This is a genomic window from Mesorhizobium sp. M0862 (assembly GCF_040319795.1).
Lineage (GTDB): Bacteria > Pseudomonadota > Alphaproteobacteria > Rhizobiales > Rhizobiaceae > Mesorhizobium.
On sequence record NZ_JAMYOJ010000002.1, the window covers coordinates 304,938 to 325,290 of the forward strand.

16 protein-coding genes are annotated in these 20,353 nt (G+C 64.4%); 9 read left to right on the forward strand and 7 right to left on the reverse strand.

Translation table 11 applies throughout. From position 1 onward, the window contains the following. Window positions 1–37: 37 nt before the first annotated feature. The gene (gene putA, locus NKI15_RS04130; RefSeq protein ID WP_023815476.1) at window positions 38–3,646 is read right to left on the reverse strand and encodes a bifunctional proline dehydrogenase/L-glutamate gamma-semialdehyde dehydrogenase PutA; all 3,609 of its coding nucleotides are present in this window, start codon (window positions 3,644–3,646) and stop codon (window positions 38–40) included. Between the two features lie 163 nt (window positions 3,647–3,809). Here putA and NKI15_RS04135 point away from each other — a divergent pair, with 163 nt between their 5' ends. Beyond that, entirely contained in the window at window positions 3,810–4,262 is a 453-nt protein-coding gene (locus NKI15_RS04135; RefSeq protein ID WP_023688158.1) for an Lrp/AsnC family transcriptional regulator, read from the forward strand. 1 nt (window position 4,263) lies between these two features. On the opposite strand, the gene NKI15_RS04140 is transcribed toward NKI15_RS04135, so the two are convergent. Together NKI15_RS04140 and NKI15_RS04145 are read right to left on the reverse strand one after the other, a co-directional pair. Further along, a complete protein-coding gene (locus tag NKI15_RS04140; RefSeq protein WP_023696486.1) occupies window positions 4,264–5,463 on the reverse strand; it encodes a cytochrome-c peroxidase in 1,200 nt (399 codons plus the stop codon). Window positions 5,464–5,467: 4 nt separating this feature from the next. Continuing rightward, a complete protein-coding gene (locus NKI15_RS04145) occupies window positions 5,468–5,911 on the reverse strand; it encodes a FixH family protein (protein WP_023725632.1) in 444 nt (147 codons plus the stop codon). 154 nt (window positions 5,912–6,065) lie between these two features. Between NKI15_RS04145 and NKI15_RS04150 the strand changes: the two genes are divergently transcribed. After that, window positions 6,066–6,986 (forward strand): sugar kinase, encoded by a 921-nt coding sequence (locus NKI15_RS04150; RefSeq protein ID WP_023725631.1) that lies wholly within the window; start codon window positions 6,066–6,068, stop codon window positions 6,984–6,986. A 4-nt stretch (window positions 6,987–6,990) separates the two neighbouring features. Here NKI15_RS04150 and NKI15_RS04155 read toward each other — a convergent pair whose 3' ends face one another. The 3 genes from NKI15_RS04155 to NKI15_RS04165 all read right to left on the reverse strand — a co-directional run bounded on the left by NKI15_RS04155 (window position 6,991) and on the right by NKI15_RS04165 (window position 10,869). Further along, on the reverse strand, window positions 6,991–8,016 hold the full coding sequence (locus NKI15_RS04155; RefSeq protein WP_023714373.1) for an aldose epimerase family protein: 1,026 nt from the start codon (window positions 8,014–8,016) through the stop codon (window positions 6,991–6,993). Between the two features lie 193 nt (window positions 8,017–8,209). Then, window positions 8,210–9,667, reverse strand: a complete 1,458-nt coding sequence (locus NKI15_RS04160) for an NAD-dependent succinate-semialdehyde dehydrogenase (RefSeq protein ID WP_023753404.1) — start codon at window positions 9,665–9,667, stop codon at window positions 8,210–8,212. Between the two features lie 251 nt (window positions 9,668–9,918). Beyond that, a complete protein-coding gene (locus NKI15_RS04165; protein WP_023670444.1) occupies window positions 9,919–10,869 on the reverse strand; it encodes an AEC family transporter in 951 nt (316 codons plus the stop codon). 145 nt (window positions 10,870–11,014) lie between these two features. On the opposite strand from NKI15_RS04165, the gene NKI15_RS04170 reads away from it, so the two are divergent. From NKI15_RS04170 to NKI15_RS04200, 7 genes are all read left to right on the forward strand, one after another. Next, window positions 11,015–14,047 (forward strand): caspase family protein, encoded by a 3,033-nt coding sequence (locus NKI15_RS04170; RefSeq protein WP_023746805.1) that lies wholly within the window; start codon window positions 11,015–11,017, stop codon window positions 14,045–14,047. A gap of 98 nt (window positions 14,048–14,145) precedes the next feature. Then, entirely contained in the window at window positions 14,146–14,694 is a 549-nt protein-coding gene (locus NKI15_RS04175; RefSeq protein ID WP_023670442.1) for a histidine phosphatase family protein, read from the forward strand. Window positions 14,695–14,903: 209 nt separating this feature from the next. Beyond that, window positions 14,904–15,185 carry an acyl carrier protein gene (locus NKI15_RS04180; protein ID WP_010909964.1) on the forward strand — a complete coding sequence of 94 codons (282 nt, stop codon included), beginning with the start codon at window positions 14,904–14,906 and terminating at the stop codon, window positions 15,183–15,185. A 55-nt stretch (window positions 15,186–15,240) separates the two neighbouring features. Continuing rightward, window positions 15,241–16,431 (forward strand): beta-ketoacyl-ACP synthase, encoded by a 1,191-nt coding sequence (locus NKI15_RS04185; RefSeq protein WP_352514119.1) that lies wholly within the window; start codon window positions 15,241–15,243, stop codon window positions 16,429–16,431. A gap of 42 nt (window positions 16,432–16,473) precedes the next feature. Then, complete coding sequence (locus NKI15_RS04190; RefSeq protein ID WP_023746806.1) at window positions 16,474–17,745, forward strand: beta-ketoacyl-ACP synthase; 1,272 nt, start codon at window positions 16,474–16,476, stop codon at window positions 17,743–17,745. A 36-nt stretch (window positions 17,746–17,781) separates the two neighbouring features. Beyond that, entirely contained in the window at window positions 17,782–18,810 is a 1,029-nt protein-coding gene (locus tag NKI15_RS04195; protein WP_023746807.1) for a zinc-binding dehydrogenase, read from the forward strand. Between the two features lie 4 nt (window positions 18,811–18,814). Further along, complete coding sequence (locus NKI15_RS04200) at window positions 18,815–19,822, forward strand: lipid A biosynthesis lauroyl acyltransferase (RefSeq protein ID WP_031242599.1); 1,008 nt, start codon at window positions 18,815–18,817, stop codon at window positions 19,820–19,822. Between the two features lie 13 nt (window positions 19,823–19,835). Here NKI15_RS04200 and NKI15_RS04205 read toward each other — a convergent pair whose 3' ends face one another. Then, entirely contained in the window at window positions 19,836–20,267 is a 432-nt protein-coding gene (locus NKI15_RS04205; protein ID WP_023681747.1) for a L,D-transpeptidase, read from the reverse strand. Between the last annotated feature and the right edge of the window lie 86 nt (window positions 20,268–20,353).

Below are 20,353 nucleotides of genomic sequence, written 5' to 3' on the forward strand. Positions count from 1 at the left end.
GCAACCCGACGCAGGCAAGCGAGCCGCGAAAAGCCCCCTAGGCCGCCGCGAGCAGGCTGGCATTGCCGCCGGCAGCCGTGGTGTCGACGCAGACAGCGCGTTCATGCGCATAGGCCGCCGGGTTGAGCACCTCGCTGACCAGCGGCACGATCGGCCCGCTGCGGTCGGCAATGACCTTGCGCACGATCCGCGCCGCCTCGGGCCTGCCCGAGAAGGCGACGACATCGACGCGCAGCGAACGCGCTTCGACTGGGTCTGGCCGACCGTCTATGGCCGCCAGCGGCAACCCCTTGCCGGTCAGCGCCGACAGTGCTGCCGGCGCGCCCGGCGCCACGGCCAGCACCGCATTGCCGGCGGCCAGCGCCTGGATCGTCTGGGCAAGCAGCGTTTCGGCGTCCGGACCGAGGCACAGCACCCGGCCGCGCGGCGACAGCGACAGCGTGTTGGCCTCGCCGGTCGGTCCGGGCAGGTCGACCTGGCCGAAATCGATGGCGGCTGCAGCGCCGATGGCTGCAGCGCCCTTGCCACGCAAATGCTTTCTCAAGATGGCGATGCGATCCGGCCGCGTCGACCAGCCGCCAAGCGTCGGATCGGGCAGATTGTCGGCGAGTTCGGTCGCAGTCACCTTGTGGCCCTCGGCAATCTCCGTGCCCGCCTCCGGCCCTTTGCGGAACCGCCGGAGATAATGCGGCCCGCCGGCCTTCGGCCCGGTGCCCGAAAGCCCCTCGCCGCCAAAGGGCTGCGAACCGACGACGGCGCCGATCTGGTTGCGGTTGACATAGATGTTGCCGGCATGGATGCCGTCGACGAAATGCTGGGCGCGGCCTTCTATGCGGGTGTGCAGGCCGAAGGTCAGGCCATAGCCCTTGCGGTTGATGGCGGCGATGACGGCGTCGATCCCGTCGGCGTCGAAGCTGGCGACATGCAGCACCGGGCCGAACACTTCGCGCTCCATCTCCTCGATGCCTTTGACCCGGAACACATGCGGCGCAACGAAGCGGCCGTCCTTCGGTGCTTCGAGTTTGGCAATCAACCGGCCCTGCAGCCCCATCTTGGTGCAATACTCGCGGATCGATTCCTGCGCCTCGTCATCGATGACCGGCCCGACATCGGTCGAAATCTGCCAGGGATCGCCGATGGTGAGCGCTTCCATGGCGCCCTTCAGCATCTCCAGCATCTTCTTCTCGACATCCTTCTGCACGTAGAGCACGCGCAGCGCCGAACAGCGCTGACCCGCACTCTGGAAGGCGGATGCCAGAATGTCGCGCACCGCCTGTTCGGGCAGTGCTGTGGAATCGACGATCATGGCATTGAGACCGCCGGTCTCCGCGATCAGCATGGCGTCGGGCGCGGCTGTCTCGGCCAGTTGCTTCTCGATCAGCTTTGCAACCTCGGTCGAGCCGGTGAAGCATACGCCGGCAATGCGCGGATCCGCAGTTAGCGGTCCGCCGACCGACGGACCGTCGCCCGGCAGAAGCTGGATGACATCTTCCGGCACGCCGGCCTCGCGCAGCAGCTCGACGGCGCGGAAGGCGATCAGCGGGGTCTGTTCGGCTGGCTTGGCGATGACCGAATTGCCGGTGACGAGCGCTGCCGCGATCTGGCCGGTGAAGATGGCGAGCGGGAAATTCCACGGCGAAATGCACACGATCGCGCCGCGCGCCTCGGTGCCCGCTTCGTTGTTGGCCGCTTCGGCAGCGTAGTAGCGCAGGAAGTCGACGGCTTCGCGCACTTCAGCCACGCCGTCGGCCAGCGACTTGCCGGCTTCCCTTGTAGCCAGCGCGAAAAACTCGACCGCATTGGCCTCATAGAGGTCGGCGGCGCGGTTGAGGATGGCGGCGCGCTCGGCAACGGGACGCTTCGCCCAGGACGGCTGCGCTTCCACAGCAAAGCGCACCGCGGTCGCGACCTGCTTGGCAGCGGCTTCGGCGACCGTGCCGACGATCTCGGCAGGCTTTGCCGGATTGACCACCGGGCGCTGCTTGCCGTAGCCGGCGGCGCGCGTCATCGGCTTGGCATGCCAGCGCTCGGGCCCGGCAAAGGCCGCCTTGGCCTTGTCGATCGCCGCCAGCGTCACCGGATCGGTGATGTCGAACCCCTTCGAGTTGCGCCGACCAGCGCCGAAGATCGTCGCAGGACGAGCGATTGCCGGATTGGCGGCGGGGCCCTGGCTCTCGACCGTCTCGAGCGGATCGCGCGCAATATCCTCCGGCTCGACGTCCTCGTCGGTGAGCTGATGGACGAAGGAGGAGTTGGCGCCATTCTCCAGCAGGCGGCGAACCAGATAGGCCAAGAGGTCGGAGTGCGCGCCGACCGGCGCATAGATGCGGCAGCGCGTGCCTTCGGCCCGGCGCACCGTCTCATGCAGCGCTTCGCCCATGCCGTGCAGGCGCTGGAATTCGAAAGCGTCACGGTTGTCAGCCATCGACAGGATGGCGGCGACGGTATGGGCATTGTGCGTGGCGAATTGCGGATAGATACGGTCGGTCATGCCAAGCAGCTTCCTAGCGCAGGCCATATAGGAAACATCGGTGTTGGCCTTGCGGGTGAAGACGGGGTAGCCGGAAAGCCCCAGCGTCTGCGCCCGCTTGATCTCGGTGTCCCAATAGGCGCCCTTGACCAGCCGCACCATGATGTTGCGGTCGTACTTTTTCGCCAGCGCATAGAGCCAGTCGATTGTGAAGGCCGCGCGCGGGCCGTAGGCCTGGACGACGACGCCAAAGCCGTTCCAGCCGGCAAGCTCCGGCTCAGCCAGCACGCGCTCGATGACATCGAGCGACAGGTCGAGCCGGTCGGCCTCCTCGGCGTCGATGTTGAGGCCCATGCGCGAATGGCGTGCGGCCAGCGCCAGCGACAGCAGCCGCTCGGCCATCACCGGCAGCATCTTTTCCTTCTGTGCCTCTTCATAGCGCGGATGCAGCGCCGATAGTTTGACCGAGATGCCGTGGTTCTGGCGGATATCGGGACCGTTGGAGCCTGAATCCAGCGAGGAGATCGCGTCGGCATAGGCCTTGAGGTAGCGCAGCGCATCGGCCTCGGTGCGGGCGGCCTCGCCCAGCATGTCGAAGGAATAGAGATAACCTTTCTGGATCATCGACTTGCCGCGCTTGACGGCTTCCGCAATGGTGCGGCCGAGCACGAACTGCTCGCCCATTTCGCGCATGGCGGCGGCGACCGCCTTGCGGATCACCGGTTCGCCCAGCCGGCGAACCATCGAGCGCAGCGTGCCTTCAATGCCGCCCTCGCCTTCGTCGAGCACACGGCCGGTCAGCATCAGCGCCCAGGTCGAGGCGTTGACGAAGATCGAGCTCGAACCGCCCGAATGCGCCGACCAGTCATGCGGTGCGATCTTGTCGGCGATCAGGTCGTCCATGGTCTCGGTGTCAGGCACGCGCAGCAGTGCCTCGGCCAGGCACATGAGCGCCACTCCTTCCTTGGTGGAGAGGCCGTAGGCCGAGAGAAAAACCTCCATCAGCCGCGGGTCGGACGAGCCGCGCACCGCGCGCACCAGATCCGCGGCACGGGCCGAGACGGCTTTGCGGTCATCGGCCGAAAGTTCTGTCGCGGCAGCCAGGCGCTTCACAGCCGCGTCTTCGTCGGGCAGGTAGTTGGCGCGGATCTGCTGGCGGATGGTGTCGAGCGGCATGGCGGTCCTGCGGAGCAAGCATCTGGGAGCGGGCCGGCGGTCGCCGGACCGAATGGCGCAAGCTAGCACAGAGCCGCATTTTCGGCCGGTCCAAAGAAATCGACATGGCAGGCCGAGCGGTCTATCATGCGGCTAAATTGTTATCAGATGGACTGTGATATCCGTGACAGGAGACCAATTGGACCGCATCGACAGAAACATCCTGTCGGCGCTGGCGCGCGACGGGCGGCTGTCCATGTCGGAACTGGCCGGCAAGGTCGGCCTGTCGAAGACGCCGGTGCAGGCGCGGGTGAAGCGCCTGGAGAAGGACGGCTATATCAGGGGCTATCAGGCGATCATCGATCGCGAGCGCATGGGCGAAGGTCATGTCGCCTTCGTCCAGGTCAAATTGTCGGACACACGCTCGGCCGCGCTCGATGCTTTCAATCGCGCGGTGCAGGCCGTGCCGGAGATCGAGCAGTGCCACATGATGGCGTCGAGCTTCGATTATCTCCTGAAAGTCCGTACCACCGACATCGCCGCCTATCGCCGTGTTCTCGGTGAGCGCATCTCGGCGCTCCCCCACGTCGCCCAGACCTCGACCTTCGTGGCGATGGAGACGGTGAAGGATCGCTAGCTCACTCCGACAGCGTCTTCAAAAACGCCACCAGCGCCGCGCGTTCGCGGTCCGACAGTTGCAACGGGTGCACTTCGGAGGTGCCTTCAACGGCCGCCTCCGCCTTCGCGTAGTGCGCCACCACCTCCTCCAGCGTGGAGAACTGTCCGGCATGCATATAGGGCGGCCGTGTCGCCGCGCCCCGCAGCGACGGCGTCTTGTAGGCACGCATCAGTTCGGGTGCTGCCTTGACGATGAAGCGCAGTTCTCCGCAGGCGCCGGCGTCGCCATCGCGGAAGGCGCCGAAGCAGTTGAATGGGTCGGCCTGAACCTGGGCCACCGCATCGAAACGGCCGCGATCCAATGGCAAATCCCTGACCGGCCGCACGCCGGTGTTGTGGAAAGCGTTGTCGGTGAAGCGCGGGCCGTTATGGCAGGTGACGCAATTGGCCTTGCCGATGAACAGTTTCAGCCCGAGCATCTCCTCCTGCGAAAAGGCATCGTCGGCTTTCGGCTTGGCGCCTGACGCAAGATCGATGGCAAAGCGGTCAAAGCGCGTCTGTGCCGGTTCGATCGACCGTTCGAAGGCGGCGATCGCCTTGCCGATGTTGGAAAAGACGCGGTTGACGTCGTCCATTTGCGCCGCGGTCATTGCCTTCCACGCCGCCTGCTCGGCCTCATTGCCGAGCGGGCTGGCGTTGGCCGGCACGGCGGAAAGATCCGGCAGTGGCCCGAAGATGCGCTCATAGCGCTCGCCGAACCGCTTCTGGATGTAATGCGCGAAGGCCGCGCGGTTCCCCGCCTGCTCAAGCGGGTTTTCCAGCGGCGTCAGCGCCTGCGCCCACAGGCTGTCGCGCCGTCCATCCCAGAAGAACCACGGATTGCGGGCAATGCCGGCCAGCGGCATCGAGCGCCTGTTGGTTCGGCCAACGCCGACGGATTGCGGCAGGTCATCCTGGAATTGCCGGTCGATCTTGTGGCAGGTCGAGCAGGATACGTTCCCGTCACGGCTCATCCCCTGATCGAAGAACAGAGTGGAGCCCAGGGCGGCGGCGGCCGGCACGTCGGCGAAGCGGTTGGTGGTGTCGGGTTTGAGCGCCGGCAAGGTGTTCAGCGCCAGCGAAGCGATGGTCTTCTTCTCGGCATCGGAAAAATCCGGTTTGCCGCAGCCGGCAACGAGCACGACCGCCGCCAATGCCAGAAGGCGCAACAGGCCGTTCATCCGCTCACAGCACCACGTTGAAGACGACCGTGTCGGAACCGGCCGCCGCCGAAATGGCGAAGCGCAACTGCCACACGCCGCTCATGGTGAATTTCAGCCCCTCGATCCTGTAGCGCCCCTCGCCAAGATAATCGGTCGCCTGCGGACTGGTCGGCAAGCCGTGATTGTGCTGCGGCATGCCGCCGGACACCGAGATCGCCGCACCTTCCACGGAATCGCCGTTGACCGTCTTCAGGGTCAGCAACCAGGATTGCAGTTCGCCTTGCCGGATAACGCCGCGTTCCGGCTGAATGCTGGCGACAAACAAGCCGTTCGCCGTCTTCTTCGAGCGCGAAATATCCGGGCCCGGCGCCGACTGCGGCGCGGTCAGATAGACGATCGCCAATATGCCAGCCAGCAAGCCGGCCAGACCAACGCCCGCAAGAAGATAACGCCATATCGATGCCAAACCGGTTCCTCTTCTGGGCATAACGTCTCGGGAAGCAATTCGCGTCCCGCCGCTTCTGTGGGAAAACGCTTCTGGCGCAAAAAACCGCCGCCGCCAAGCATGGCGCTGCCGGCCGCAAAAAGCTACAGCAGCGAACTGATCCGGAGACAGATACATGGCAGCAGACGGCGTCGCTTCGATCGGTGAATGCATGCTCGAGCTGTCCGGCCAGGCCGGGCCGAACTGGCGCATGGGCTTTGCCGGCGACACGTTCAACACGCTGTGGGCGCTGCATGCGCTGAGCGGCGAGCGGCCGGCGACCTATGTCTCGGCCTTCGGCGACGATCCCTTCTCGCAGGGCCAGATTTCGTTCTTCGCCGAAAACGGCATCGACATCGGCGCCAGCCCGGTCATCCCAGGCGCGCGGCCCGGCCTCTACGCCATCACCTTGACCGGCGCCGAACGCGCCTTCACCTACTGGCGCAGCGACGCGGCGGCCAGGCGGCTCGCCTCGGACCCGGCCGCCTTGGCAAAAAGCCTTGAAAACCAGGCTCTTGTGTATTTTTCCGGAATCACTTTGGCAATTCTGGATGCCGCCGCGCGCAAGACGTTGCTGGCGGAAGTGTCCAAGGCGCGGGCTGCCGGTTCGCTCGTCGCCTTCGACCCCAACTACCGGCCGCGCCTGTGGCAGAGCCGCGAGGAGGCGCAAGCCGCGATCCTCGACGCGCTTGCCGTCACCGACATCGCGCTGCCGACCTTTCCCGACGAGCAGATGCTGTTTGGCGACACGGCATCGCAAGCGACCGCCGAGCGGTTCGGAAAACTGGTCGGCGAAGTCGTCGTCAAGAATGGCGAGGAACCCGCGCTGATCGCCACTGGCGGAGCCCTGCAGCCGGTTCCGGCCCAGCATGTCGCCACCCCGGTCGACACCACCGGCGCCGGCGATTCCTTCAATGGCGGCTATCTCGCCGCCCGGCTTGCCGGCCATGCCCCGGCGGATGCCGTGCAGCGCGCGCATCGCGTCGCCGCCGCTGTCGTGCAGGTGCGAGGCGCGCTGGCGCCGTTCGAGGTTCTAAGAACCGCTTTCGAGGGCTAAGACCTTAGGGAAGCCTGAAACGATATTCCGTCACCTGATGATAGATCTGGCCCGGCCACAGCGTGGCCTGCGGGAAATAGGGCCGGTTCGGCGCGTCGGGCCAGGTCTGCGCTTCCAGGCAAAAGCCGGAAAACGCCTTGTAGCGCCGTCCGTCCAGGCCGCCCGAGGTCGGCGCGACATACTGGCCGGTGTAAAGCTGCAGGCCCGGCTCGGTGGTCCAGACTTCCATCTCGACGCCGGAATTGGCGCCTTGCGCCCACGCCACCTGGTGAAGCGGGCCCCGGGCTGACGCCAGGCAGAAATTGACGTCGTAGGGAAGCTGCTCGCCTTCCGTTTCCATGCGCAGCGGCCGCGCCTGGCGGAAGTCGAAGGGCGTGCCGTCGACAGGTTTGACGACGCCGGTCGGGATCATCTCGCCATCGACCGGCGTATAGGCGCCGGCATTCAGCATCAGCCGGTGGTCGAGAATGTCACCGGTGCCGCCATCGTCGAGATTGAAATAGGAATGCTGCGCCAGATTGCACAGCGTCGGCTCCTCGCAGGTGGCGGTCAGCTCCATCGAGAGCGTGCCGGGAATCTTCAGCCGGTAGGTGCAGGTGACGTCGAGCGCGCCGGGAAAGCCCATCGTGCCCTCGGGATCGTGCAGGGTCAGGGTGACGAAATCCCGGCCATGCAGCGAAACCGTCCACGGCCGCTGGAAGAAGCCCTCCGAACCGCCATGCAGCGTGTGCTTGCCGAGGAAATTGCGCTCGGTCTGGTAGCGCTGGCCGGCAATGGTGAAGCGGCCGTCGCGGATGCGGTTGGCGTAACGGCCGACGACCGCGCCGAAGAAGGCCCGGTCGGTCTCGTAAGGCTCGAAGCGGTCGTAGCCCAGCACCAGCGGCGCATCGTGGCCGGCGAGGCGCAGATCCTGGATGATTGCGCCGAGCCCGATGATGTTGGCGCTGATGCCGCCGCCCCGGATGGTGAAACGGCGAACGGGTTCGCCCGCCTGCGTCGTGCCGAAGACTTCGCCGTCCTTCATCGCTATGTCCAAATGCTAATTCGTCGATCTATCGACTTAGAGCAATTCCAGGAAAAGTGTGAAACGGTTTTCCGTCCGGAATTGCAAAAAACAAAGAACTGGAGCGGTTCGGCGTTTCCGTGAAACGCTGAACCGCTCCAGGCCGGCTGAATGTCGTCTGGCAAGGGCCGGCCCGCGGCCTGCCCTGCCCGTCAATGATTTAGAGGCCGAGACCCCCGATGCAGACATATTTGGTGTCGAGATAGTCCTCGATGCCCTGATGTCCGCCTTCCTTGCCGAGGCCCGATTCCTTGACGCCGCCGAACGGCGCTTCCGGCGTGGTGATCAGGCCTTCATTGACGCCGACCATGCCGTATTTCAGGCCTTCCATGACCCGGAAGGCGCGGCCGAGGTCGCCGGTGTAGAAATAGGCGGCAAGGCCGAACTCGGTGTCGTTGGCAAGCGCAATGGCTTCCTCCTCGGTCTCGAACTTGAACACCGGGGCGATCGGGCCAAAAATCTCTTCCTTCATGAAGCGCATGTCAGGCTTCGCATCGGCGATGACGGTCGGCTGGAAGAATGAGCCGCCAAGCGCGTGGCGCTTGCCGCCGGCAACGACCTTGCCGCCCTTCGACGTGGCGTCGGCGATGAATTCCTCGACCTTCTCGACCGCCTTCACGTCGATCAGCGGTCCCTGCTGCACGCCCTCTTCCAGGCCCGAGCCAACCTTCAGCGCATTGCTGGCAGCGGCCAGCTTCTCGACAAACTTGTCGTAGATGCCGGCCTGCACCAGGAAGCGGTTGGTGCACACGCAGGTCTGGCCTGAATTGCGGTATTTGGCGGTGATGGCGCCGGCGACGGCGCGATCGAGGTCGGCATCGTCGAAGACCACGAACGGCGCATTGCCGCCGAGTTCCATCGAGACCTTCTTGACGGTGACGGACGACTTCTGGATCAGCAGCTTGCCGATCTCGGTCGAGCCGGTGAAGGTGATCTTCGACACCAGCGGATTGGCGCAGATCTCGTCGCCGATTTCGCCGGCAGCACCCGTGAGGATGTTGATGACGCCCTTTGGGAAGCCGACTTCCTCGGCGAGCGCGCCCCATGCAAGGCCGGAATACGGCGTCTGCGAGGCGGGCTTGACCACGGCGGTGCAGCCGGCGGCAAGCGCGGGGCCGAGCTTGCGGGCAAGCATCGAGGAGGGGAAATTCCACGGCGTGATGGCGGCAATGACGCCGACCGGCTCCTTGGTCACCAGGATGCGGCGATCGCCCCACGGCGATGGCACGACATCGCCATAGGTGCGGCGGCCTTCCTCGGCAAACCACATGATGTAGGCGGCGGCCGAACCGATCTCGCCCTTGGATTCGGCGAGCGACTTGCCCTGCTCGATGGTGAGCAGTTCGGCCAGCACATCCTGATTATCCATCATCGCGTCATGCAGCTTGCGCAACAGCTTCGAGCGCTCAAGCGCGGTCGTCTTGCGCCAGGTCTTGAAGGCTTCGCTTGCGGCTTCGATGGCGCGGCGGGTTTCCGCCTTGCCCGACTTCGGCACGGTGCCGATCTTGAGACCGGTGGCCGGGTTGTTGACGTCGACCGTCTGGCCGCTGTCGGCCTGCACCCATTCGCCGTTGATGAGATTGGCCTGGCGCATGAAATGGCTGGTTTTCTGCAGCATGGTCTAGCCTCCGTTCGGCGCACTGACGGGCCGGTTTCCTGGATCTCTTGAACGAGCGTGCACAATGGCGGCGGAGCCGACACGCTGAAGCCAATGCTCTTTACCTAGGGCAAGCCCGGCAAGCAATTGCAAGATGGCATATAGGCTTTGGGCCAGCCCAACGCCAGAGAAAATTCACATGTAAATTAGTTTGGGCCGCAGCCTTGTCAAAGACCAGCCTTGCCAAAGACCAGCCTTACAGAAGACCAAGCCTACCCAAAGACATGCACCACCACCGTCAGCCAAAAGGCGGTTGTAACAACCGCGCTTGCCGTGGCGATGGTCATCTGGTTCGACGCCAGCGCCTGGCCGGTGTTGAACTGCACGGCGATGAGATAGGAATTGATGCCGGACGGCAGCGCCGCCACCACGACCGCCACTTTGGCCGTCAAGGGCGGCAGGCCAAACAGCCAGACCAGGCCGAGCACCAGCGCCGGCATCAGGAACAGTTTCAGCGTCGACAGCGCCAGCGCCGGTCGGATGTTACCGGAAATGCCGAAACGGCGCAGGCTGAGCCCCATGGCGAACAGCGCCACCGGCCCGGCGGTGTTAGCCAGCGCATCGACCAGCCGCGTCGCAAGGTTCGGCAGCGGCGCGCCGGTGAGGCGCCATGCCAGCCCGGCCAGGATGCCGATGATCAGCGGGTTCGTGAACAGTCTTCTCAGAAAGCTCTGGATGATGCGCAGCGGGTGTACGGGCTCGCTGCCGCCGCGGCCAAATATCTCGAACATGATGATCGAAGCCATCATCATGGTCGGCAGGTGCACGGAAACGAGCAGCGACAGCACTTCGAATCCGCTGGACCCGAATACGCCGAGAACGAAGGGAATGCCCAGCAACACCACATTCGAGAAGGATGACGACACTCCACCGACGATGCCGGTGCGCGCGTCCCGCCCGAAGATCCGTGTCGTCACCAGATGGCCGGCGGCCCATGTCATTGCAACCGCCGCGAAATAAGCACCCCACAGCGACCAGGGCGCCACGCCGTGGAAATCGGAATTCACCATCGTCCGAAACAGCAGCAGCGGCATCGCCACGTTGATGGCGAATTCGGAGATGCCGTCCCCGCTGGCCGGTTTCAGATAGCCGGTGAGCCCGGTGACATAGCCGAGCGCAACGAGGCTGAAGACGAAAAGAACGGTTTCGGTAAGCGGAGACATTTTTCAGGGATAGGCGAGCCCGGATTCCAGCGCAATCGCCATGATCTTCAGAAACTGATCCTCGATCCGCCCGGCGCCTGAATTTGATCATGGTCGGGTGGCAGCGCTATACAGGCTTGGGATCATCAGGGCGGACACACAGCGAATGGTTGCGACGCCGAAACAGCGTCATTTCAGACAGGAGTGGCTGGTCAGACAGGAGTGGCTGGCGGCTTTCGTCGCTATACTGCTTTGCCTTGGCGTATTTGTGGCCCAGGCCGCCGAGACCAAAAGTCTCAAGGGCGTGGCGCTGATCATCGGCCAGTCGAAATACGAACACATCGCAGCCCTTGCCAACCCGGCCAACGACGCCCGCGACATGGCCAAGATGCTGACCGACCTCGGCTTCGACGCCCGCAACGTCACCGATCGCGATGCCGCCAAGCTGAAGCGCGATCTCGATCGGTTTGTCGAGGACGCCGAAGGCGCCGACGTCGCCTTCATCTATTATTCCGGCCACGGCATCGAGGCGGGCGGCGAGAATTATCTGGTGCCGGTCGATGCCGACGTCTCGTCGTTGAAAAATGCCGGTGAGGCGCTGGTGCCGATTTCAGCCGTCATGGACGAGCTGAAAAAGACCGTGCCGATGACGATCGTGCTGCTTGACGCCTGCCGCACCAACCCGTTTCCGCCGGACGCGGTCGTGCGCCGCGGGCCGACGGCTTCCGCCGAGCCTGTGGGCGCCGGTGGGCTGGAGCCGGTGCGCGGCGCCAAGGCCCTCGCCGATGCCTCAGTGGATGATGCCAGCCTGGGAACCGTGGTCGGCTTCGCCGCCGAGCCGGGCCGACCCGCGCTTGATGGCGCAGCCGGCGAAAACAGCCCCTACGCCGCCGCCCTGCTGCGCCACCTCACCGCGATGAAAGGCACGGAATTCGGCTCGGTCATGCGCATGGTCACCGAGGAGGTCTATCTCGACACCAAGGCAAAGCAGCGCCCCTGGGTCAGCGAGAGTCTGCGTCGCCTGCTCTATTTCGGCGTCGCGCCGCCGGAACCGACCGGCGACGACGGGCTGATCACCGGTGAGCGGCGGCAATTGCTGCTGACCATTTCCGACCTGCCCGATCCCAAACGGGCTCAGGTGGAGTTGGCTTCTCTGCAGGACGGCGTGCCCCTTGACGCGCTCTACGGCGTGCTCAAGGCGCTCGGCACGGAAAAGATCCCGGAGGACCCGAACGACCTGCAGAAGGTGCTGGACAGCCAGGCCGAGCGTCTGAAGAAGATGATGGCCGAGCGCGCCGCATTACGCACCGACGATCCCGAGATCAGTCGCCTGGTCGCATCCGCCGACAAGGCCATAGGCCAGGGCGCCATGGTGACGGCGCGCAAATTCCTCGACGACGCGGTCGGCCGGATCGAGGAAAACAGCGGTGCGGTCGACGAGGCCGAGGACCTGCTCCGGCAAAAGCGCATCGCCGACGCCGCCATCTATGCCAAACGCGCCGACGCCGCCGCGCTGGTCTTCGACTACAAATCCGCCGCCAACGACTATGCCAAGGCGTATTCGTTGGTCGAGAAGTGGGACGAAAAGCTGCGCTGGAACTACAAGAACCAGGAGGCCGAGGCGTTGAACGCTCATGGCTACGCCACCGGCGACCTCGATGCGCTGCAGCACTCCATCGAGGCCTATCGCACCATCTTGAACTTCATCCCCAACGGCGAACAGAATCGCGACTGGGCAATCACCCGCAACAACATGGCGGTGGTGCTGCAGACCATTGGAGAGCGCGAAACCGAGACTGCGCATCTCGAAGAAGCAGCGGTGATTTTCCGCGATTCGCTGGTGGTGTTCGAGCGCGAGAAGGACGACCGCAACTGGGCCGCGGCGCAGAACAACCTGGCCAACGTGCTTCTGAAGATCGGCGAACGCGAGAGCGACCCGAAGCGTCTCAATGAAGCGGTGGCGGCGACGCGCGCCACCCTTGAGAAGCGTCCGCGCGACAAGCTGCCGTTGGACTGGGCCGGTTCGCAGAACAATCTAGGCCTCGCGCTCTATGCACTCTCCGAGCGTGAGCCTGCCGGCGAGCATCTCACCCAGGCGGAAGCAGCCTACCGGCTGGCGCTTGAGGAATACACACGCGAGAAAGCACCCGTGGAATGGGCGATGGTCGAGAACAATCTCGGCAACACGCTTGTAACGCTTGGCATCCAGCTCAACGACAAGGCGAAGATCAACGAGGCGGCCGACGCGTTTCGCGCCGCGCTGGAAGTGCGAACCCGCGAAACTTTCCCGGTGTCCTGGGCGACCAGCCGCCTCAACCTGGGCAATGCGCTGAGCGGTATCGCCCGCTTCGATATGGGCACGGCTACGCTCGAAGAAGCTGCTGCTGCCTATGACGACGCTCTGACGGTGTTTACCCGCAAGCGCTTCCCGATGGACTGGGCGTCAGCCCAGAACAATCTCGGCTCGATCTATCAGACTTTGGGCCAGCGCACGCGTGATGCGGCCAAGCTGGAACAGTCGGCGGCAGCCTTCCAGGCGGCACGGCAGGTCTATGTCAGGCGGAAGTTCCCGCAGGACTGGGCGATGAGCTACTACAATCTCGGCAACACGCTGCAGCTTCTCGGCGGCGTCACCGACAAGCCCGAGCATTACAGCGAGGCGGTCGACGCCTACGGCAATGCGTTGCGCGAGTACAAGCGCGAGACCAACCCGCGGCAATGGGCAATGGCCCAGGCCGGCCTGGGCTCGACGCTGCACTGGTTGAGCATGAGCAATGGCGATGCCAAGACGCTGCAGGATTCGATTGCGGCGCGGCGAGCCGCGCTCGAAATACTCACCATCGAGGCCGCGCCGGTCGACTGGGCCAACGCTCAAAATGGCATCGGTATGAGCCTGCTCAATCTCGGCAATCTCCAACGGACCGACAAATATCTCAACGACGCCGAAGCCGCGTTCACGGCGGCGCTGAAGGTGTTTACGCGCGAAAGTCAGCCGCTGCAGTGGGCCTTCGAGCAGAACAATATCGGCGACGTCCACTGGAACCGCGCCAGCTATGGCGCGGGCAAGCCGGAATATCTCAAGGCGATCGAATTCTTCGAGAACGCCAAGCAGGGCTTCACCGAAGCCGGCTACACGATCCCTATCCCGCTCACCGATCAGAAGATCGAGCTGGCGAAGAAGCAAATGGCGAAAATGTGAAGCGAACCGAGGGTTCGCCTTTCGCTTGTCTTTGTGCCGGCTTTCCGATCCCTATATCAGAATGACCGGAGCGGCATCCGGCTCCCGGAAAGGTTTCGATGATTCGATTTGTGCTGTCGCTGTTCCTGCTTGCTGTTCCCGCCGTCGCCCACGCGACCGACGCCGGCTGGGCGCTGCTGCGTGACGGCGGCCATGTCGTGCTGCTTCGCCACGCACTGGTCACCGGCACCACCGACCCCGCCAATTTCGTCATCGACAACTGCGCCACCCAGGTCAACCTATCGGCGCGCGGCAAGCAGCAGGCGAGCAAGATCGGCGCCTTGTTCGGCGCCCGTGCCGCCCCCATCGAGCGGGTGCTGTCCAGCCGATATTGCCGCTGCCTCGACACCGCCCGCATCGCCTTCGAGGCGGAGCCGGAGCTTTTTGCGCCGCTCGACCTCCTGAGGAGCGATCCGACCGAGAAGGCCGCGCAGCTCGACGCGGTGATGAAGGAAATCCGCGCCTACACCGGTTCCGACAATCTGGTCATGGTCACGCATCTCGAAAACATCGTCGCGCTGACCGGCGTCTCGCCGCGCGAGGGCGAAGCGGTGGTGGTCGAGCCGCAGGGCGATGGCTTGCGCGTGCTCGGCCGCGTCACGTTCTGAGAGAGCCAGTGGTCAAGCTCCGTGAAAACTGAGCTGACGTAACGTCAACTGGAAGGGCCACCAGCTTGTCGGGCGGCCCTTCTTGTCTTCACGGGAGGGCCATCCCATCTGCGCCCCGCGCATCAGGCCTTTTCCTGCCGGGAAAAACCGATTAGACAGCGCCCAAACCAGATGCGGACAGATTCCGCCCGCAACCGAAGGAAGAGCCCTTGTCCACCACGTTCGACAAAGTCGCCAAGATCATTGCCGACACCAGCGAGATCGATATCGACACCATCACTCCCGAGAGCCACACGATCGACGATCTCGGCATCGACAGTCTCGATTTCCTCGATATCGTCTTTGCCATTGACAAGGAATTCGGCATCAAGGTGCCGCTGGAAAAGTGGACCCAGGAAGTCAATGACGGCAAGGCTTCGACCGACGATTACTTCGTCATGAAGAACCTGTGCGCCAAGATCGACGCGCTGGTCGCCGCCAAGACCGCCTGATATCGGCTGGCGCGCGGCCTTGACGGGCTGCGCCGCCTGACCCACAAAGCCGCTCATGAGCAGCCCTCGCGACGTCGTCATCACCGGTATCGGCCTTGTCTCCTCGCTGGGAGAGGGTCCGGATACCCACTGGCAGAAGCTGGCGCAGCCGGGCCTGCAGCCGGTGCTCGAATCCGCGCGCTTTGCGCCCTACACCGTGCATCCCCTGCCGGAGATCGACTGGAACTTGCAGATCGCCAAGCGCGGTGACCAGCGGCAGATGGAAACATGGCAGAGGCTGGGCACCTATGCCGCCGGCGTGGCGCTGGACGACGCCGGCATCAAGGGCAATGACGAGCTCTGCACGACCATGGACATGGTTGTCGCTGCCGGCGGCGGCGAGCGAGACGAGGCGGTCGATGCCGCCATCCTCGCAGCGTCCGAGAGTCGCAACGACCGCGACGTGCTGCTCAACGAGAAACTGACCACCGAATTGCGGCCGACGCTTTTCCTGGCCCAGCTCTCCAATCTGCTCGCCGGCAACATCTCCATCGTCCACAAGGTGACGGGATCGTCGAGGACCTTCATGGGCGAGGAAGGTGCCGGCGTCGCCGCCGTCGAGACCGCCGCCGCGCGCATCCGCTCCGGACAGTCGACGCACATACTGGTCGGTGGCGCCTTCCAGACCGAACATTCCGACATGCTGCTCGGCTATGAATTGGCCGGCTATCTGCATCGCGGCCCATGGAAGCCGGTCTGGCAGAGACAGGGCGCCGAGGGCGGCGGCCTGGTCTCCGGCTCCGGCGGCGCGTTCCTGGTGCTGGAGCAGCGCGAACACGCGCAAAGCCGCGGCCGCAAAATCTATGCCGAGCTCGGACCGGTCGTCTCAGGCCGCGCCCGGCGTTCGCGCGGCGAGCTTGACGCCGAGATCGCGACACTGCTCAAACAGGCAACTCTCCCGAACGGCAAGTTGCTGGCCCTGTCGGGCGCCTCCGGGGCGCATACCGCAACGTCAGCCGAAAAGTCAGCGCTGGATGCCAATCCGGCGATATCGGCGCGCGGCTTCGCCACGCTGACCGGGCATATGAAGGAAGCGCAGTTTCCATTCGCGGTCGCCCTCGCCGCCCTGGCCGTCGACCGCAAGGCCGCCTACCCCGTATTCGACGCCGCGGCCGAGAAGCCGTTCGAAGGCATTCCCGAAACCGTGCTCGCAACGGCGATCGGCTATCACCAATTCGAGGGCATGGCGCTGGTCAACGCTGCTTGAAGCAGCGCTGCGCGATCATGCTGCAAAGTTAAGAGGTTCCGGATGGCCAATCTCAGAGATCACATGGGCAGGCCGATCGTCGCCGTCACCGGCATCGGCGTGGTAACCTCGCTCGGCGTCGGCAAGGCAGACAATTGGGCGGCACTGACCTCCGGCAAATCGGGCATCCACCCGATCACCCGCTTTCCCGTCGACCACCTCAACACCCGCATCTCCGGCATGGTCGATTTCCTCGACTCAAGCTCGAAAGGCGCCAGCCTGCTGACCTACGAACTGGCCGAAACCGCCGCGAATGAGGCGGTGGCCGAATCCGGCCTCGATTCCTCTGATTTCGGTGGCCCGCTCTTCCTCGCCTCGCCGCCGGTCGAACTCGACTGGCACGACCGCTTCGCGCTTTACAATTCCGACGGCAAAGGCGCCGGCGCCGAAAGGCTGCTCAGGGTGGCGCGCGGGCTGAAGGAAACAGATACGTTCGCAAGCACGCAGTTCGGCGCGATCGCCGACCGGCTGGCCGACCGCTTTGGCACGCGCGGCCTGCCGATCACGCTGTCGACGGCCTGCGCTTCGGGCGCCACCGCAATCCAGCTCGGGGTCGAGGCGATCCGCCGCGGCGAATGCGACCGGGCGCTGTCGATCGGCGCCGACGGTTCGGCAACCGCCGAGGCGCTGATCCGCTTTTCGTTGCTCTCGGCGCTGTCGACCCACAATGACATCCCTGAAAAGGCGTCAAAACCCTTCTCCAGGGACCGCGACGGCTTTGTGCTGGCCGAAGGCTCCGGCGCGCTGGTGCTGGAATCGCTTGAGGCAGCCCTTGCCCGGGGCGCCAGCGTTCTCGGCATCCTGCGCGGCTGCGGTGAAAAGGCCGACGATTTCCATCGCACCCGTTCCAAGCCCGACGGTTCCCCGGCGATCGCAGCAGTGCGCGCCGCTCTTGCCGATGCCGGCTTGAGCAAGGACGAGATCGACTACGTCAACGCTCACGGCACCTCGACGCCGGAAAACGACAAGATGGAGCATCTGTCGCTGTCGACCGTGTTCGGCGATCGCATCGGCTCGATGCCGGTCTCGTCCAACAAGTCGATGATCGGCCACACGCTGTCGGCGGCGGGTGCTGTCGAAGCGGCGTTTTCGCTGATGACCATGCGCGAAAGCGTCATTCCGCCGACCATCAACTACGACAATCCCGACCCGGCAATCGTGCTCGACGTGGTGCCCAACAAGAAGCGCAATGCCGAAGTCGGCACCGTGCTCTCGAACTCGTTCGGCTTCGGCGGCCAGAACACTTGCCTTGTCATGGCGCGGGAACCGGTCTAAGCGACCTTTTTCAGCCAGACTGAACTGACAGGCTCCATGCGCGCACTGCAACTTATCGAGGACCGCCGTCTTGAAACGGTGGACCTGCCGCCCCCGCCGCCCCCCGCATTGGGCGAAGTCACGCTGCGCATCAAGGCGGTGGCGCTGAACCATATCGACGTCTGGGGCTGGCGCGGCATGGCGTTCGCCAAGCGCAAGCTGCCGCTGGTCGTCGGCGCCGAAGCCTCCGGCGAGGTCGAGGCTGTCGGCCCCTGCGTGTCCAGCCTGCTGCCCGGACAATTGGTATCGATCTACGGCGCGCGCACCTGCGGCCTTTGCCGCGCCTGCCGCGAAGGCCGTGACAATCTCTGCGAACATGTCTCGGGCGTCCACGGCTTCCATCTCGACGGCTTTGCGCAGGAGAAGATCAACCTGCCGGCGCGCCTGCTGGTCCCTGCCCCTCCCGGCGTGACCGACGTCGGCGCTGCCGTCGCCCCTGTCACCTTCGGCACCGTCGAGCACATGCTGTTCGACAATGCCAAGCTGCAGCCCGGCGAAACCATCCTCATCCATGCCGGCGGCTCCGGCATCGGCTCGGCGGCGATCCAGCTGGCCAGGCGCATGGGTTGCACCATCATCACCACGGTCGGCTCCAACGACAAGATCGACAAGGCCAAGGCCCTCGGCGCCGATCACGTCATCAACTACCGCGACGACCGTTTCGAAGGCGTCGTGCGCAAGCTCACCAGGAAGAAGGGCGTCGACGTCGTCTTCGAGCATGTCGGCGCCGACACCTTTGCCGCCTCGATGCTGTGCCTCAAGCGCGGCGGCCGCCTGGTCACCTGCGGCTCGACCTCCGGCGTGTCGACGCAGATCAATCTGATGCAGCTGTTCCAGCAGCAGCTGAAGCTGCTTGGGTCCTTCGGCTGCCGCATGGAGAACATGGCCAACGCCATGCAGAAGATGGCGGCGGGACAGGTCGCACCTGTCATCGACACCGAGGTCGGCTTCGACGGCATCGACGCCGCGTTGAAGCGCATGGAAGGCCGCGACGTGTTCGGCAAGATCATCCTGCGCGTTTCTTAGGACTATGGTCGGCAAGGTGTTCAAGAAAGCCCGCCGGGACTTCATGTTCCGCTATGGCCGAAGACTGCGCCAGATGGAGCACTGGCTGGTGGCGCGCGTGGCGATGACGATCATCTCGCTGCTGCGCCTCTTGCCCGCGGACAGGGCGCTCAATTTCGCCGACCGGGCGGCCCGGCGCATCGGTCCGTGGGTCGGGCGTCACCGCGTCGCCATCAACAATCTGCGCCTTGCCTATCCCGAAAAGAGCGATGTCGAGATCGAGGCCATCGCCTCCGACATGTGGGGCAACATGGCCCGGCTCGCCGCCGAATACATCTTTCTCGACGCGCTCTTCGACTATGATCCGAACGCAGCGACGCCCGGCCGCGTCGAAGTCGGTGGCGCCGATCATTTCCATCAGATAGCTGGCGAGGACAAACCGCATATCCTGTTCACCGGCCATCTCGGCAATTTCGAACTGCTGCCCGTGGCAGCCGCGACGTTCGGCATGAAGATCACGGCGCTGTTTCGTCCCCCGAACAATCCTTACCTCGCCGATTATATCCATTCGACGCGGCGTTCGAGCATGGGCGCCTTGCTGCCGTCTTCGACCGGCGCCTCCTTCGCGCTGGCGTCGATTCTGGAGAAAGGCGGCAATATCGGCGTTTTGGTCGACCAGAAATTCTCCAGCGGGCTGGAGACGATCTTCTTCGGTCGCCCGTGCCAGAGCAATCCGGTTCTGGGCATGCTCGCCCGTCACTATGATTGCGACGTCTATCCGGCGCGATGTGTGCGGCTGCCAGGCAACCGCTTCCGCCTCGAGATCGAGGACAAGCTGACCTTGCCGCGCAATGAAAGCGGCAGCGTCGATGTCGCGGCCACCACCCAACTGCTCGCCGACGTGGTCGAGCGCTGGGTGCGCGAGGATCCGGGACAGTGGATGTGGTTCCACAAAAGGTGGGAAATCTCGGGCCGGCGTCGGCGCCGGCGCGGACAGGCCAACGCCACCGGCCAGCGGCAGCGTCAATCTTAAGTCGTCGATAGCCTCAGTTCGTAACAACGATCCGCGTATTGCCGAAGCCGACTTCGCGCACCATCGCATAGAACATCGCGGCATTGGCGGTGTGCAGCCGCACGCAGCCATGCGATGCGGGACGCCCTAGCTGCCTGACCGCGCCGGTGCCGTGGATGGCGTAGCCGCCATGGAAGAACACCGAGTAAGGCATTGGCGACATGTGGTATTTTTTCGAATACCACATCCTCGCCGTGCGTTGCGGCCGATAGGTGCCGCGCGGCGTGAAATAGCCACTGCGGGCGGTCGACACGCTCCAGCGATAAAGCACCTGGCCGTATTGGCTGACGGTCATGGTCTGCGACGAGACGTCGATGCTGGCCACCAGCGAGGCAGCCCTGCTTTCGATGGACGTGCCGAACAGCATCGCCGCAAAAGCAGCTGCCATGAGAACGATTTTAGTCATGAGATCAAACCCCTTTGATGCCCCTTGCCTGCCCTGTCATCACGCGGTTTTTCATCTTTTTAACGACAGGTGAGTGATCTAACACA